Source organism: Amycolatopsis sp. lyj-346 (assembly GCF_046548975.1).
Lineage (GTDB): Bacteria > Actinomycetota > Actinomycetes > Mycobacteriales > Pseudonocardiaceae > Amycolatopsis.
In genome coordinates this window covers 139646-155101 of the sequence record NZ_JAJPWT010000013.1, presented here as the reverse complement: position 1 = coordinate 155101, position 15456 = coordinate 139646, and the positions used below count along the sequence as shown (strand labels likewise).

Below are 15456 nucleotides of genomic sequence, written 5' to 3'. Positions count from 1 at the left end.
TCAGCTGCTGTGCTCGGTCGTCGCCAGCCCCAGGGCGACCAGGTCCGGCATGGTGGCGCGCTGCGCGTCGCGGACGGCGTCGAGCAGGGTGCCCTGCCCGGCACTCGCCCGCGCGAAGCCGTCCTGCAGGACCCGTTGCGTCGCGCTCATCCGCGGGCCCCACGTCCAGCCGTCGCGGATCTTCGCAGCCTCGGTCTCGAACAGCCGGTAGATGTCCTGGCCGCCGTAGTAGCGGCGATCGAACGCCTTCCGCCCGACCTCGACCAGGTCCGGCACGGCCGGGTACTGGCTGCTGGTGCCGCTGGAAAGCCGGGCGCGCAACGCGTCGGGGTGCGACACCTGCCATTCGATGAACTCCATCGCGGCTTCCGGGTGCGCGCTGTCGCGCGTGACGGCGAACGTCGAACCGCCGTGCGTCCCGACCGCCGGGTGCGCGGGATCCCACTGGGGCAACGGTGCGATCGCCCACTTGCCCTTCTGGCCCGGCCGGGCCTTCATCTGCGCTCCCGCGTCCCAGGCGCCGCTGAGCCGGGCCAGCACGAGCCCCTGGCCGATCTGCGCGTCCCCTTGCCTGCCCTGCACACCGTTCGCGAACACGAGACCTTCGTCGATCAGGTCCTGCCAATAGCCGGCGACCCGGCGGGTCGCGGCGTCGGCGAGCGAGACGTTCCAAGCGCCGCCGGCGGTGTCGAACCACTGGGCGCCGGCCTGCCAGGCGAGCGCGGCGAACTGGGTCGCGCCGTCGGTCGGGAAGGCCACCAGCCGTTGGCGGTCATCGCGGACCTTGCGGGCCACCGCCGTGAACTCGTCCCACGTACGCGGCGGCCCGGAACCGTACTGGGTGAACAGATCCGTGCGGTAGTGCAGCACCATCGGCTCGACGTCCAGCGGCACGGTGAACACCCGCCCAGCGAACGTCGTCAGGCGCAACGCCTGCGGGAAGAGCCTGGCCCGCAGGCGGTCGGAGACGAGGTCGGTGATGTCCCGGGCCACCCCGTCGATGGCGAACCCCGGCACCTGCGGGTATTCGATGGTGGCGACATCCGGCGCGTTGCCCGCGCGGACCGCGTTGCTCAGCTTCGCGTACCCGCCCTGATCGCCGGAGGGGATCTGCTGGAACACGACGTGGATCCGGCTCTGCGAGCGGTTGAACGCGTCGACGACCTGCTGGCTGCCCCGCAACGCCGACCAGAACGTGATCCGGGTGGCGCCCCCCGGCATTCCCCCGCCGGCCACCGAGCACGCCGACGCCAGCGGCCACGCGAGACCCGCGGCGAGAACAGTCCGGCGGCTGGGTCGGACGGGCATCGATGCCTCCTGCGGTCGCGAACTCCACGCAGTTTGGGCGCTTGAACGAATTCCGGTCAATAGTCCCGGACAACACGGTCAATCGATCAGGGGTCGGGTCGACCCCCGCACCTTCAGTTCCGGCAGGACGGCGATCCGCCGCGGCGGGCGGGCGGCCGGTTCGCGCAGCCGCTCCAGCAGCAGTCCCGCGGCCAGCCTGCCGACTTCGGCCTTCGGCGGCGCTATCGCCGTGAGCGGTGTGCTGCCCAGCGCCGCCACGACGTCGTCGTAGGCCACCACCGAACAGCCGCCGGGCACCGTGATCCCCGCCTCCGCCAGCTGCTGGACGAGCATGAGGGCGTCGACGTCGCCGTGCATGATCACCCCCGTCGCGGCGTGCTCGCGCAGCACGTCGGCGAGTGGCTCGAGGTCTCGCACCGGCTCCTGGCCGGCTACCGCGCCCGGCGCGCTGAGCACCACGGTCCAGTCCTCGATTTCGGGTTGCCCGGTGCAGATGCCGGTGAACGCCGCGCGCAGCGATCGCGCGGTCGGGCTGTCGTCACGCGCGGCCAGGACGATCCGGCGGTGGCCCAGCGCGAGCAGGTGCGTCACGGCGAGGTGGACGCCGTACCAGTGGTCGGTGCAGACCGAATCCCTGGCGTGCAGCGCACTCCCCGGCCGCGGCCGCCGTTCCATCAGGACGACGGGAACCGCGGCGGCGGCCAGCCAGCCGTCGTCCGCCTCCTCGGTGACCACGCTGCGCCAGCGCGGCGCGATGAGCACGCCCCGGGCGTCGTCGTCGTCGAGGAGCCGCTCGACGATCGTCCGCTCGGCGCCGGGGACCTGCGGCGCCGGGTGCAGCACGACGCGCACGTCGGCCTCCTCCAGCGCGGCACGGGCACCGTGCAGGACCTCGGTGAGGTAGGCGTGGCGTTCGGGAACGACGAGGGCGACCGGGCCACCGCCGGCCGGTGCGGGTGCCGTCTCCTGCCGCCGGGGGACCAGCGAACGGACGACGCCGTGGCCCCGCCTCAACCGGCCGGCCCTGGCCAGTTCCTCGACGTCCCGGCGCACGGTGATCACCGAGACCGCCAGCTCCGCGGCGAGCTCGGTGACCCGCGTCTGGCCGCGCGCCTCCACCACGGCCAGGATCCGCCGCCGCCGGTCTTCCCCCGACTCCCGCATCTCGACCTTCGTCCATCGGCTGTTCGTTTGACCGTTTGGACAAAGGGTATCGATCAGTGGCGTGCCGGTCGAGCAGGTTCGGCGGCCCTCAGCCGACTTGCGGCCAGCCGGCCGAGTCGTAGGTCAGGCGGTTGATGCCGAGGCGGGCCGCGCCGTTGTCGGCGTAGTAGTGGTAGACGAGCAGGTCGCCGTCGTTGTCGGAGAGCACGGCCTGGTGGCCGGGTCCGTGGATGCTGCCGTGGCCGGCGAGGATTTCGGTGCCGCCGCCGGAGGTCATCGGCACGCCGTTGCGGTCGCTGTAGGGGCCGGTGATGCTCGCGGAGCGGCCGACCATCACGCGGTAGGTGCTCGCCGCGCCGCGGCAGCAGAAGTCGAACGAGACGTACTGGTAGTAGTACTGGCCGCGCTTGACGATGACGGGCGCCTCGATCGGACCTCCGCCGCGCCCGGAGATGGCGGTCATACCGCTGCCCAGGCGCAGGCCCGTCGCGGGATCCAGCTGGATCAGCTTGATGCCCGACCAGAACGAGCCGAAGTCCAGCCACCACCGGCCCTGGTCGTCGACGACCAGGTTCGGGTCGATGGCGTTGAAGTTGTCCGTGCTGCGGGATTCGACGACGAGACCGCGGTGGGTCCAGGTGCCGGAGTTGCCGGAGGGGCTGGTGGCCAGGAAGATCGCCGACCGGTTGGACTTGAACGTAGAGGCCGAGTAGTACAGGTAGTACTGGCCGTTGCGGTAGGAGATGTCCGGGGCCCACAGATTGCGTCCACCGCCGGTGTAGGTGGTGGTCCAGGGTGCGCCGTTCGGGAAGGCGGAACCGGCGTTGCGGAACGCGATGCGGTCGGTGGACGTCTTCAGTGCGATGTTGTCCCCGGTGTGCGCCACCAGGTAGCTGCCGTCCGGGCGTTTGACCACGCTCGGGTCGTGCACGCCGATGTCACCGGTGACGCGCCCGGGATTCGGGTACGCGGCCGCGGCGGCGGCCGGCGTGACGAGAAGCGTTGCCACGAACAGGAAAGCTGCGATGAACCGTGAACGAGTGGCGGGCATGGTGCCTCCATGGGCATTCCGGGATCGCCGTCGGGGCGATGTTGTCGTAGTGGCGGACGTACTCCCTCAGCTCTTGCGGTAGGCGCGGAAGTAGTCCACCACGAACTCTTTCGGTCTCGGGTCCGCGGGATCCACGGATCCCGTCCACCCCGCGTTCTCGTAGATACCGAGCAGGAAAGCCGAAGCGTAGGCAGGAGAAGCGTTTATGGTCTTCTTGAGCACATTGTCGACATAGAGCTTGATCTGAGCAGGCGTCCACTCCAGGGCGTAGATGTGCATTCCGTTCGCCAGGTCGAATCCGACCGAGATCGAGTTGTTGACTTCCGGAACATTCGGGTCCGACCATTTGTGCAGGCTGAAATTGAAGTTCCGCGGCGTGCGCCCAGGGTGTTCCATGATGTCTATTTCGGCGTTCTGGTTCGACGCGTCCTGCTTTCCCACCGTCCAGAACGCGGCATGGAGCCCGCTTCTCGCGGACGTCTTGCCACGGATCTCGAAGTAGCCGTACTTGGGCGCGTACTTCCAGACCGCCGGGATCGAGTGGTCCAGGGGAGAGGTTTTGTGCAGACCGGTGCGCTGGCCCGTCTGGATACTGGAAACCTTCATCGGTTCGCCGGCGTAGTAGGTCGGCTGGTCGTTGTCGATCCGCAGGACGAGCGCGTCGTTCCGAAACCCGTACCGCGCCCTGGACCGCCATTCCGGCGTTCGCGATTCGAGGTAGTTGGTTATCCACAGGTTCGGGTCGAGACGGCCGTTGAACTCGTCGTGCCGGTCGAGGGTCCAGCCCGGCCTGTCGAGCGGATTCGGCGGCACGTCGGCCGCCTGAGCGGGTGGCGCGAAGCTGACGCAGGCGAGCACCACGGCGGCCACGGCCGGCCAGATCGCCTTCGTTCCCTTTCCCGATCGCAGCTTCCGGCCGGCTCGGCGATTCATGTGCACACTCCCAAGGTGAGAGGCCTGGCGTTGCGCGGGAACGGGCAACGCCAGGCCGCGTTTCAGTTGCAGCTGCCGGAACACGGCACGAACGGTGCCGTCGTGCCGGTCAGCGTGGTCGTGCCGAGCGTCAGCCCGGCCGAGCTCGCGGTCACCGTGATGGTCCCCGGCCCGGTCGCCCGGACCAGGCCGAACGCGACGCCCTGGTAGGCCTTGCGCACGCTCCCGCGGAAGGTCTCCTGCACCGGGCTCCCGCTGTCGACCGCGACGAGCACGCCCGGTCCGCTGACGCTGAACGTGATCGGGGCCGACGAGCCGGTCACCACCCGGCCGGAAGCATCGGCCACGGTCGCCTTCACGTACGAGACGTCGTCCACATCGGACGACACCGTGCTGTGATCCGGCGACAGCAGCACACGGCTCGCCGTGGTCCCGGTCGCCGGCGGCGACGTCGTGGGCGCACCCCACGTGCGCTGCCACGAGTACCCGATCGGCCGGACCGTCCCCACCCCGTCCAGCAGGCCGAAGTCCGCCTCGACCCGCGGCCACAGCCCGTCCGCCTCGCCCAGGTAGGCCGCACCGGTCCAGAGGAACAGGCCGGTGATCATCGGGTTGTTCTTCACCGTCGTCCACGCCGAGGTGTCGGTGCCCATCTCGGTGAACAGCCCGGGCCGCGCGGGAGACGTCTTCGCGGCCGCGATCACCTCGTCGGCCCGGTAGTTGCCGCCGAAGACGTCCACGAGGGTCCGGGTGGCCCCGGTGACGTCACCACTGTCACGAGGCCGGAACAGAGCCTGCGTCACCGGACGGCCCGGGTCCAGGCTGTGCGCGATCGAGACCATCCGGGTCAGCAGCGGTGTCCGGGTCGCGATCGGGTCCCGGATCTCGTTGCCCGTGCTCCACATCGCCACGCTCGGGTGGTTGCGGTCACGCATGACCACGCTGGTCGCGTCCACCTGGTACCACGGCACCGACCCAGTCGCACCGGGCACCGCCGGGGCGCCGGTCGGCGCGGCCGCCGTCCGGTTGAAGTACGTCGCGTAGTCACCCACGTCGGTGTACTTGTGCTGGGTCCAGACGTCGAAGAACTCGTCCAGGACCAGGAACCCCATCCGGTCGGTCAGCTCGAGCAACGCCGGGCTCGGCGGGTCGTGCGCGGTGCGGATGGCGTTCACCCCGAGCGCCTTCAGCTGCGCGAGCCGCCGCTGCACGGCCCGCTGCGGCGCGGCCATCCCGAGCCCGTGGAAGTCCTGGTGCAGTGCCACACCCTGGAACTTGACGTTCTTGCCGTTGAGGCTCATGCCGGTCGAGGCGTTGAACGTCAGGGTGCGGATCCCGACCGACGTGACGTCGTCGTCCACCGCTGTCCCGCCGACCAGGACGGTGGTGGCCAGCGAGTACAGGTTCGGGCTCGCCAGGTCCCACAGCTTCGGGTTGCTCACCGGTACGTCGTAGGCGAAGGTGGCCGACGCGCCGGCGGCGATGGTCTTCGTCGCCGTCGTGACCGCGGGCAGCGCAGCGCCACCCGGGTCGCTGAGCACACCTTGGACGCTGACGCTCGCCGCCGAGCTGCCTTCGTTGACCACCGTGGTCTCCGCGTGCACGGTGTTGTTGCCCGGCGTCGTCACGCGGGTCGCCCACTGGGCGACGTGCACCGGATCGGTCGCGATCAGCCGGACGTCCCGGTAGATCCCGGCGCCGGTGTAGTAGCGCGACGCCGGCTGCGACGTCGTGTCCGTCTTGACCGCGACCACGTTGTCGCCGCCGAGCTTCGCCGCGGCCGTGATGTCGTAGCGGAAGCTGGTGTACCCGTACGGGTGGGTGCCGATGAGGGTGCCGTTGACGTACACGCTCGCGTTGGCCATCACGCCGTCGAACTCGAGGAACACCTTGCGCCCGGACGGCACCCCGGCCAGTGAGAAGTGCTTGCGGTACCAGCCGATCCCGGACGGCAGGTAGCCGCCGCGGCCGGTGCTCGCCGCCGACTGCGAAAACGGGTTCGCCGGCGGGGTGCGCCCCTCGATGCTCCAGTCGTGCGGCACGTTCAGCTTGCGCCAGCCGCCGTCGTTGTAGGACGCCCCGCCGGCACCACTGGCGTCACCGTAGTTGAACAGCCAGCCGGCGTCGAAGTCCGTGACCGTCCGGTACCGGTTGGCCGCCGCGACCGTGCTCGTGGCCGCGGCGGCAGCGCCGGTGGTGCCGGGCACCACGGACACCGGCGCGATCATCAACAGGCTTCCGGCGGCCGCGGCCAGCCACCGGCTGAAGGGGAACGTAGTACGCATGGACAACTCCCTTCCGCATGAATGACGGCGTCGGAGGCTCACCCGATGGCCGCGGCGAGCCGGGCCGCGATCTTCCGGTGCCCGGCGTCGTTGGGATGGGTGCCGTCCGCGGTGTCGGTGGCCGGGGTGATCCAGCCTTCGGTGTTGATGAACCGCACCTTGCTGTCACCGGCGTTGTTCCGGGCGGTCACCGCGGCCGTCGTCTCGGTGACGTACCGCCGGTGGAACGTCTCCATCGCGTAGATGTTCGCTTGCGGGTACTTCGCGCGGATCCGCTGCAGCAGGGTGGTGTAGGCGCTCTGGAACTGCGGGCCGGAGACACCGTGCGACCGGTCGTTGGTGCCGAGGTTGATCACCACGTCACCGGCCTGGTAGCGGGCGAAGTTCCAGTCCGGCCCGGCGGCGTCCAGGCCGGTCTTCAAGAACCGGTCCTGCATGCCGATGCACCCGTCCGGGGCCGGGTACAGGCAGGCACCGCCGACCGCGATCTGGGTGTGCCCGGCCCCCAGCTTCTCCCCGGTCAGCCAGCCGTAGGCGGTCAGTGCCTGCTGGGAGGATCGCTGGCCCACCGTGATCGAGTCCCCGATGAACTCGATGATCCGCGACGGCACGCCCGGTACCACGGTCCTGGCTCCGGAATCCAGCACCACGCCCTGGAACACCGCGTCGCCGTGGTACGAGCCGGCAACCGGCCGGTAGGACACCCGCAGCGTGTGCGTGCCCGGCGGCAGCCGGGACGGAGTCAGGTCCACCGTCCCGCTGACGTTCGTGCGCGACACCCACGGACCGCCGTCGATGCTGGTGAACAGGTCGATGCTCCGGCGTTGACGCAGCTTCACCGTGGTGCCCGTGAAACCGACCACCACGTACGCACCGGCCCACTCGGACACGTACGCCCCCGTCGAACGGGTGTCCCACCGGCCGAAGTACCGGATGTTCGAGTCGGACGGCGAGCCGTCACCCGTGGCGGCCTCGGCCGGGTGCACCATCGTGGTCACCGCGGCCACGAGCGCCATCGCGAGCGTCATGGCCCGCGATCTCGTGCCGATCTTCATGGCTTCTCCCGATTCTGTCCGCAGTGGACTGTTTCAGCCAAGAAAGCGCTTACTTCCCCGTCGTGCCACCGCGGCCTCCGTGGTGGCCGGCGGGTCCGATCAGGAGTTCCACCGGACGTGCGGGTTGAGCCGGCCGGTGCGGTCGAAGACGGCCTGGTTCTCCCAGCCGTTGCCGGAATGGGCGATGTCGGCCGGGTCCCAGCCGTTGCCGGTCACCGCGTACCAGGTGGGTTCCCAGTAGAAGACGCCGATCGCGCCGGCGGTGCGGGCGGTGTTCTGCACCGCGGTGAAGTTCGCCGCCTGCCCGGCCGGGGTGGCCGGGTACCCCGAACACGGCTGCGAGGCCGAGATGACGTTCGGCGTGCCGTCGTGGTTCGCCGTGGTGTAGGGGTATGCGGTTTCGGCGAGGACGACCGGCTTCCCGTAGCGGGACCGCATGTCGGACACCACACCGGCCATGTTCGCCATCGTGCCGTGCCAGTAGCAGTAGTAGGACAGGCCGGTGATGTCCCACTGGACGCCCTTAGCCCGGATGCCGTCGTAGAACCAGCGGGCACCGCTTTCCACCAGCGCCGTGTGGATGATCACCTGGGTGGCGCTGTTGCAGGCCTTGGTGGCGTTGTAGCCCGCCTTGAGCAGCAGACCGAGGTTCGTGAAGTTGCTGTTCACGACTTTGCCGTCGTTCCACAGCATGCCGGTGTTGATCTCGTTGCCGATCTGCACGCTGTCGGGTGCCGTGCCCTGGGCCTTGAGCGCGGAACAGACGTCGTAGGTGTAGTTGTAGACGTCGGTCTGGAGCGCGCCGATACCGTGCGAAGCCCAGGCGGCGGGCTTGGTCTGCGTCCCGGGGTCGGCCCACGTGTCGGAGTAGTGGAAGTCGACCAGCAGCTTGAGCCCCTTGGCCTTCACCGTCTGCGCGTACTGCAGGACCTTGGCCTTGTTGTTGTAGCCGCTGCGCGGGTTGTTCCAGACGCGCAGGCGTACGTAGTTCACGCCGGCACCCTTGAGGATGTCGAGCGGGTCTCCCGCGATGCCGTTCGCGTCGGAGTACTTCGCGCCGGAATCGAGCGCGCGTTGGGCGGTCGAGACGTCCGCGCCCAGCACGGTGAGCGTGTTCGCCGCCGAAGCGGCGGGTGCGGGGAGCACCGCGGAAAGGGTGACCGCCGCGAGGAACACGGCGGCCTTCACGGTGCGGCCGGTGCGGTACACGGTCATTCGATCTCCCTTGATCGACGACGCGACAATCCGGGGACGGGATGCGGTGAAGGCACAATCTGCTACACACGGTAGGCGTAAATGCATGGAACCGCACCGGTGGGAAATTTTCAAGACTGTTCGACAATTTCCCGTGAACGTGCACAGCCGGGCAAGATCAGGACCGCGGGCCCGCGGGTTCAGGCCGATTCGCGGACGACCAGCTCGGTCGGCAGGATCACCGTGGCCGGCCCTTCCCCGTCGATCTGGGCCAGCAGCCGGCGCACCATCGTCTCGCTGATGCGGTCCCACGGCTGCCGCATCGTGGTCAGCGGCGGGCGGGTCGCGGAGGCGACCGGGGAGTCGTCGAACCCGCCGACGGCGACGTCGGCGGGCACGTGGCGGCCCGTCCGCTCGAGCGCGGTCAACGCGCCGTCGGCCATCAGGTCCGAGGCGACGAACACCGCGTCGAGGTCCGGAACCCTGGCGAGCAGCCGCTGCATGCCCGCTTCCCCGCTCGCCCAGCTGTAGTCCCCGACCTCGACCAGCCGCTCGTCGGGCGCGATGCCGTGCTCGGCCAGCACCTCGCGGTAGCCGGCCAGCCGCTCCACCCCGCCGGGCGAGTCCTGCGGACCCGCGATGGTCGCGATCCGCCGCCGGCCGGACCCGAGCAGGTGGCGCACCATGTCCTTGGCGCCCTCACGGTCGTCGGCCGCCACGTAGGAGACCCGGCCGCGCTGGCCGAGCGGCTGGCCGCAGCAGACGAACGGCAGCTCGGCCCGCCGCAGGTGCTCGACCATCGGGCTGCCGCGGTGCGAGGAGATCAGCAGCACGCCGTCGACGTGGTGCCCCAGCAGGAAGGGCGTGATCCGACGGCGTTCGGCCTCGGTGCCCGCCGTGATGAGCACGAGCGGGATGTCGTGCACCGCCAGCGCCTCGGTGCAGCCGCGCAGCAGGGTGGTGAAGTTGGGGTCCGCGAAGAACCGGTCCTGCGTTTCCGACAGCAGGAACGCGACCGAGCCCGCGCGCTGGGTGACCAGGCTCCGCGCCGCCCGGTTCACCACGTACCCCAGCTTGCGGATGGCCGCGTTGACCGCCTCCTGCGACGCCGGGCTGACGTTGTGCCCGCCTTGCAGCACCCGCGAGACGGTGCCGCGCGAGACACCGGCGTGCGCGGCCACGTCGTGAATGGTCGGCGGACGCCGGTGCCGCGGACGCCGCTGCGGCGTTGTCTCCGTCATGGGCCCCCCATCTGCCGGCTGGTCACCACAACTTTACGGCTCCAGTCAGCAGATGGACGCGCCGAACATCGGTTCCCGGCTCACCCCGCCGACGGAACGGCGGCGGGGTGAGCACCCGGCTAGCCCTGCACCAGGCTGAAGTCGTCGACGTTCACCCAGTTGCCCGCGTTCGCGTCGGAGAACACGCCCACCTGGATCGACCCGTTGGTCACCGTGATGCCGGAGATCGTCACCTTCGTCCAGCTGCCGATCGACCGGTTGATCGACGAGCTCAGCTCACTCCCGCCGAAGTTCTTCGCGAAGATGGTCGCCTTCTTCTGGCCGCCGCTGCTCTTGACCCACGCCGACAGCGTGTACGTCCCGTTCGGCAGCGAGATGTTCTGGTACCGCGAGGCGTTGTACGCCGACGACGAGCTCTGCGCGAACGCCCAGCGCCCGGTGTGCCCGCCCTGCTTGTTGCTGTTGACATTGCCGCCGGAGATGGTCCAGCCGGCGAGGTTGTTCTGCGCCACCCGGTCGGCCTCGGCACTCGGGTTCAGCACGTAGTTGTTGCCCGCCCCGACCGACCACGTGCCCGCGGCCGCGTCGACGTTCCACTGGCTCAGCGAGTGGAACACCGGCGTCGTGCCGTTGAACGTCACCGGCAGCCATTGGTTGTACCCGATGCCGTTGCCCGCGAAGTCGCTCCAGCGGTCACCGCCGAACATCACGAACGAACCCTGCGAGCCGGTCACCGTGAAGGCCAGGCCGGTCTGCGTCACGTGCGAGAAGTCGGCGCCCGTGCCCTGCATCACGAACTCCGGGCCGTACCCGCTCGAGACCTTCTTCGACGTGTTGCAGTACGTGTGGGACGCGTTCCAGCCGTGCAGATCGGAGGAACAGAAGTAGTAGGTCCCGTTGTACTTGAACATGATGTTGCCTTCACGGCCACCCGCGGAGCTGTTGTAGATGTTCGCGGCGGGTTCGACGTGCAGGTAGTCCGACGGCCGCAGGGCCGCGACGTACAGGTGCGAACGGCCGCTCTTGTTGCTGAAGGCCAGGTACGCCTTCCCGTCGTCGTCGACGAAGACCGACTGGTCACCGGACATGCCGGTGGTGACACCTGTGATGTTCGACTGCGTGGCCGCCCGGGTGAAGCGGCCGTTCGGCGTGCTGCTCGTACCGAACACCAGCTCACTGTTGAGCTGGGAGATCAGCACGTACTTGCCGGTGTTGGGGTTGCGCGCGACCCCGATCCGGCCGACCCAGCCCGCTCCCCCGAGGTCCGCGGCGGTCATCGCGTTGCCTTCGAACTTCCAGTTCGCCAGATCGGTGGACGAATAGATCGTGATCGCGCTCAAGGAAGTGTTGCTGTTCTTCCCGGCGGCGGGATTGTTGTAGTAGGTGACCGCGCCGTTGTACTTGGCCCCGTACCAGTAGTAGGTGCCGCCGACCTTCAGCACACCCCCGCCCTGGGAATAGATCGGGTTCCCGGCGGTGTCCTTCCAGAACACGTCGTTCTGGATCGTGGCCGCCGCGGTCACCTGCGGCGCCGGAGCCGCCGCGGTGGCCGTGGCGGAGCCGCCGACCGGGGTCAGCGCCAGCACCAGTGGCAACAGGGCCGAGACGATCATTTTCTTGGAAACTTTTATCACCATTTCGTATCCTTCGTTTGGACGGCCTCTTGGCGATTCATCCGGCCTTCCGCGCTCCCGGAGTTCCCGGTTCAGTATTCGAAGGCGCCGAGGTCGGGCGCCTTCCCGTGGTAGGGCAGGCCGACATCGGCGCCCTTGTCGATCAGGCTGCTGTTCGCGGCGAGCCGCAGGTTGGGCCGCACGGGCAGGCTGCCGTCGGCTTGGCGAGCCGACTCCCAGCCGGCTGTCGACACGCTCTGGAACTGCGCGTCCGAGAGGGTGACGCCGAGGTTCCAGGAGTTGTTCGCGGCGTTCGTGCCGTTCATGTTGGACGTGAGGGTGCCCGTGTAGGCGATGTTGTTGCGCAGGTTGCCCCGGCCGACGGCCGCGCCGCCGGTGGTGACGCCGAGCATGTTGAAGTCGGGGTGGTTGCCGTAGCCGGTGTTGTTGAAGTAGTCGTTGGCGAGGGGGTGGTGGTTGGCGTAGAAGCCCGCCGCCTTGTTGAGGAACGCCACCGAGTTGCGGACGGTGTGCTTGACGGCTCGGGAATCGTAGTTGCCGCCGTAGCCGCCCGCCTTGATGCCGTTTCCGTTGCCCGCGCTCGTGGTGGTCCCCGGCACGTACCCGTTGCGCCACGCCCAGGAGTTCTCGATGGTCACCGGCGAGTAGGCGCTGATCAGGTCGAACCCGTCGTCGGAGTTCCACCACGCGCGGCAGCCACGGAACACGTTGCCCGGGTTGCCGGCTGAGATGTGCGCACCAAACCCGTCGCCGCTTTCCCCCGCACCGTTGGAGGTGCGCAGGTCGTAGTTGTCGTGCGAGTCGGAGTTGAGGACGAGGTTGCCGCCGCCGTTCTGGATGAACAAACCGGCCCCCATGTGGTGGTGGGTGTCGATCAGCTCGAAGGTGTTGTTGCTGCCCGAGACCCAGACACCCCACGACTCGTGGTTGCGGTTGTTGTTCTGGGGCACGCCCTTGACTTCCAGGCCCTTGAGGTGGATCCAGCCGCCGGTGACGTCGAAGCCCTTGATCCGGCAGTCGTCCTTCATCCGGGAGAAGTCGAACACGGGCTTCTCCCCCGGGTACGCCCAGTACCGGATCGGGTTGCCCGAGCTCCCGCTCTTGTTCAGGGTGATCGCGTCCACCCGGTCGGTCTGGCTCGCGCAGCTCTTGTTCGCGCGGGAGTACGCGTAGGTGCCGCCCCGGAAGTAGACCGTGTCGCCCGGCTTGGCGACGGCCTGGGCGTGCGCGATCGACGCCCACGGCGCGGCCTGCGTCCCGGCGGCGCCGTCGCTGCCCGACGGCGCGACGTAGTAGGTGGTGGCGGCCGCGGGAGCGGCGGCGGCCACCGGCGTGCCGGCGACCGCGACAGCGGCGACCGCAGCCGCCGAAAACACGAGGGTACGACCCATGACAACGGGTTTCATCCGTTCACTCCAGTATTCCGGTTCAGCGGAGGTAGGCGACGAGGGGAAGGTTCTTCTCGCGGATGCCCTGCACGACCAGGTTCGCCATCTGGGTCGCGCCATACACCGAGAAGTGGGTGTTGTCCTTGACGCCGTCGGTGGCCTCGGTGAGGAAGAGGCGCTGCGACGCGGACGGACCGAGGGATTCCACCAGGGCCTTGCTCTTGGCCGTCAGGTCGATCACCGGCACGTTCGCGCTGCTTCCCAGCGCCCGCATCACCGCGGGCAGGTCGACACCCTTGCCGTTGACGTGCAACGCGGTCGAGGTCAGCTTGCTCCCGCTGAACTGCCGCCGCACCGGCGGCGTCACCAGCACCGGCACCCCGCCACGCTCCCGCACCCCGTTGACCAGCTTGGTCAGGTTGTCCCGGAACGCCGTCGCCGTCGTTTGCTTGTCGTTGTGCCCGAACTGGATGAACACCAGATCCTTGCTCTTGATCAACGGCTTCATCCGGGGGAACAACGCACTGTTGGACAAGAAGCTCCCCGAGCTTTCCCCCGAGTCCGAGTAGTTCGCGACCACGGCACCGTTGCGGACACTCGCCGGCAACTCCTGCCCCCAGCCCGTCCAGGGCGCGAGCATCTGGTCGCACACCGTCGAGTCCCCCGCCAGGTACGCCACCAGCGGTGCGGCGGCGGTCACCGTCAACGAGGTGATCGCCGGCGCGCTGCCGGCGAAGGTGATGTCCAGTCCCGGCGTACCGTTGCCGCCCTGACCGGTGGGCTGTCCCTCCGGGTTGCGGACGTTGACCGTGACGGTGGTGGGGACGACCTGGCCCGCGCTCGTCGAAACCGCGTTCAGCACCTGCCTGCGCGCTTCCACCGACATCGACGTGTTCGCCGCCTTCGCGGTACTGCCGAGCCCCACCGTGACGTCGTAGTTGCCCGGCGAGACCGCGAAGTGGCACTTGATCGGCGCCGTCCCCGAACACTGCGGTGGCAACGCCGACGGCGCCGCCAGCGCCGACGGGGCGGGGACCAGGGCGACGACCGCCATTCCGGCCAGAACGATGGCGTGACGTTTGAGAGACACGGATTCTCCTGTCGGTTCGCCGTACGCGAATAGTGGGCGCCCGCTCTACGACCAGCGAGCTTCGGGTGGGTCGGCCGAGATTTTCTCGGCACGCTGCCGATCAACTGAGAAAGCGCTTTCGATCTCCTTTGATCGACGACGTGACGAGGCGCAGGAACGAGCACGATTGTGCACGCTCACAACCCACCACCAACAGCACTAACAAAGATGAAACCGCATCGGTGAAGTTTTTTCAAGACTGCCAACGTCGTCATCTGTGAACGTGCACAGGCAGCGACGACACTTCGGTCGTCAAATACAGGGAGCGAACCGATCACACGATCACACGATCATTCGCTCAGCCCGAACTAGCAGACAGCACTCCACCAAGAGAGCCGCCGACGCGCAAAAGCCAGGAGTGGAGGCCGCATTCCCGAACCAGATGTTCGTCCGGCACGGGAATGCGGCGGGCTATTGGAGGCGCATTGCCGGCCGGTCAAGCTTCACAAGTGATGCCGGGAACCGGGGGTAGCGATGTACCACTCGTCGTCCCGGGCCACTGGAAGACGCAGCGGCTGCCGGTGGCGAGGATGCGCGCCGACGGATTCCGCTTGAGCACGGGGTTCCCGGCGGCCTTGGTGAACGGCCCGAGCCGGACGACGAAGCAGGTTCCGTTGCCGAAGTGCAGGTATGGGCCGCCATCCTGCCGGTCACCGAAGTGCATCACGCACGGGTCGGCGTAGTACCCGGGGATCACCGGATTGCGCGTCGCCGCGCCGGCGGTGCCGGGCGCCGGCGCGACCAGCCCGGCGGTGGCGATCACCGCTCACGTGGCGCCCGGACAGTGGCGGGCACGAACGTCCGCCGGGGCCAGGCCGGCGATCCCGAAGCCTCATCGCTTCCTCCGTCGCAGTGCTGTCTGTCACCTTCGGCCCACGCCGCAGTGGGAGTCAACCACTTACGTAAAATTCGATCAGAAACGGTCACGAACGAAGGCTTCGGCGGCGTGCGGCCGCTGAAGCCGGGTCGACGACCGGCGATCGAATCACTCGAACCAGCAGCCGACCGGCGACGGCACCGCCGGCACCGAGCCGGCTCGTCGACAGGTTCGACCATGGCCGTGTCGAATCGGGA

The 15456-nt window shown here is 68.8% G+C and carries 12 protein-coding genes; all 12 read right to left on the bottom strand.

Annotation, left to right across the window (positions count from 1 at the left end; all coding sequences use genetic code 11):
• Complete coding sequence (locus ACLJQE_RS32240) at window positions 1-1308, bottom strand: ABC transporter substrate-binding protein (protein WP_410643296.1); 1308 nt, start codon at window positions 1306-1308, stop codon at window positions 1-3.
• Window positions 1309-1386: 78 nt separating this feature from the next.
• Window positions 1387-2472 (bottom strand): substrate-binding domain-containing protein, encoded by a 1086-nt coding sequence (locus tag ACLJQE_RS32235; protein ID WP_410643295.1) that lies wholly within the window; start codon window positions 2470-2472, stop codon window positions 1387-1389.
• A gap of 88 nt (window positions 2473-2560) precedes the next feature.
• A complete protein-coding gene (locus ACLJQE_RS32230) occupies window positions 2561-3523 on the bottom strand; it encodes an arabinan endo-1,5-alpha-L-arabinosidase (RefSeq protein WP_410643294.1) in 963 nt (320 codons plus the stop codon).
• A 66-nt stretch (window positions 3524-3589) separates the two neighbouring features.
• Window positions 3590-4540 carry a glycoside hydrolase family 16 protein gene (locus tag ACLJQE_RS32225; RefSeq protein ID WP_410643293.1) on the bottom strand — a complete coding sequence of 317 codons (951 nt, stop codon included), beginning with the start codon at window positions 4538-4540 and terminating at the stop codon, window positions 3590-3592.
• Window positions 4519-6741, bottom strand: a complete 2223-nt coding sequence (locus tag ACLJQE_RS32220) for a glycoside hydrolase family 2 TIM barrel-domain containing protein (RefSeq protein ID WP_410643292.1) — start codon at window positions 6739-6741, stop codon at window positions 4519-4521. The genes ACLJQE_RS32225 and ACLJQE_RS32220 overlap by 22 nt, the downstream gene beginning before the upstream one ends.
• A gap of 38 nt (window positions 6742-6779) precedes the next feature.
• Window positions 6780-7796: a GDSL-type esterase/lipase family protein gene (locus ACLJQE_RS32215; RefSeq protein WP_410643291.1), complete on the bottom strand. Its 1017-nt coding sequence runs from the start codon at window positions 7794-7796 to the stop codon at window positions 6780-6782.
• 99 nt (window positions 7797-7895) lie between these two features.
• Window positions 7896-9011, bottom strand: coding sequence for an arabinogalactan endo-beta-1,4-galactanase (locus ACLJQE_RS32210; protein WP_410643290.1), 1116 nt, complete (start codon window positions 9009-9011; stop codon window positions 7896-7898).
• Between the two features lie 179 nt (window positions 9012-9190).
• On the bottom strand, window positions 9191-10231 hold the full coding sequence (locus tag ACLJQE_RS32205; protein WP_410643289.1) for a LacI family DNA-binding transcriptional regulator: 1041 nt from the start codon (window positions 10229-10231) through the stop codon (window positions 9191-9193).
• A gap of 119 nt (window positions 10232-10350) precedes the next feature.
• On the bottom strand, window positions 10351-11868 hold the full coding sequence (locus ACLJQE_RS32200; RefSeq protein WP_410643288.1) for a family 43 glycosylhydrolase: 1518 nt from the start codon (window positions 11866-11868) through the stop codon (window positions 10351-10353).
• Window positions 11869-11936: 68 nt separating this feature from the next.
• A complete protein-coding gene (locus tag ACLJQE_RS32195) occupies window positions 11937-13256 on the bottom strand; it encodes a right-handed parallel beta-helix repeat-containing protein (RefSeq protein ID WP_410643287.1) in 1320 nt (439 codons plus the stop codon).
• 37 nt (window positions 13257-13293) lie between these two features.
• Window positions 13294-14343: a rhamnogalacturonan acetylesterase gene (locus ACLJQE_RS32190; RefSeq protein ID WP_410643286.1), complete on the bottom strand. Its 1050-nt coding sequence runs from the start codon at window positions 14341-14343 to the stop codon at window positions 13294-13296.
• A 475-nt stretch (window positions 14344-14818) separates the two neighbouring features.
• A complete protein-coding gene (locus tag ACLJQE_RS32185) occupies window positions 14819-15145 on the bottom strand; it encodes a hypothetical protein (protein WP_410643285.1) in 327 nt (108 codons plus the stop codon).
• Window positions 15146-15456: the final 311 nt, after the last annotated feature.

Bases quoted from the DNA above. Each gene is read 5' to 3' on its own strand.
- ACLJQE_RS32210 (WP_410643290.1), bottom strand. From the start codon at position 9,011: ATGACCGTGTACCGCACCGGCCGCACCGTGAAGGCCGCCGTGTTCCTC.
- ACLJQE_RS32240 (WP_410643296.1), bottom strand. From the start codon at position 1,308: ATGCCCGTCCGACCCAGCCGCCGGACTGTTCTCGCCGCGGGTCTCGCG.
- ACLJQE_RS32215 (WP_410643291.1), bottom strand. From the start codon at position 7,796: ATGAAGATCGGCACGAGATCGCGGGCCATGACGCTCGCGATGGCGCTC.
- ACLJQE_RS32195 (WP_410643287.1), bottom strand. From the start codon at position 13,256: ATGGGTCGTACCCTCGTGTTTTCGGCGGCTGCGGTCGCCGCTGTCGCG.
- ACLJQE_RS32205 (WP_410643289.1), bottom strand. From the start codon at position 10,231: ATGACGGAGACAACGCCGCAGCGGCGTCCGCGGCACCGGCGTCCGCCG.
- ACLJQE_RS32230 (WP_410643294.1), bottom strand. From the start codon at position 3,523: ATGCCCGCCACTCGTTCACGGTTCATCGCAGCTTTCCTGTTCGTGGCA.
- ACLJQE_RS32235 (WP_410643295.1), bottom strand. From the start codon at position 2,472: ATGCGGGAGTCGGGGGAAGACCGGCGGCGGCGGATCCTGGCCGTGGTG.
- ACLJQE_RS32200 (WP_410643288.1), bottom strand. From the start codon at position 11,868: ATGGTGATAAAAGTTTCCAAGAAAATGATCGTCTCGGCCCTGTTGCCA.
- ACLJQE_RS32220 (WP_410643292.1), bottom strand. From the start codon at position 6,741: ATGCGTACTACGTTCCCCTTCAGCCGGTGGCTGGCCGCGGCCGCCGGA.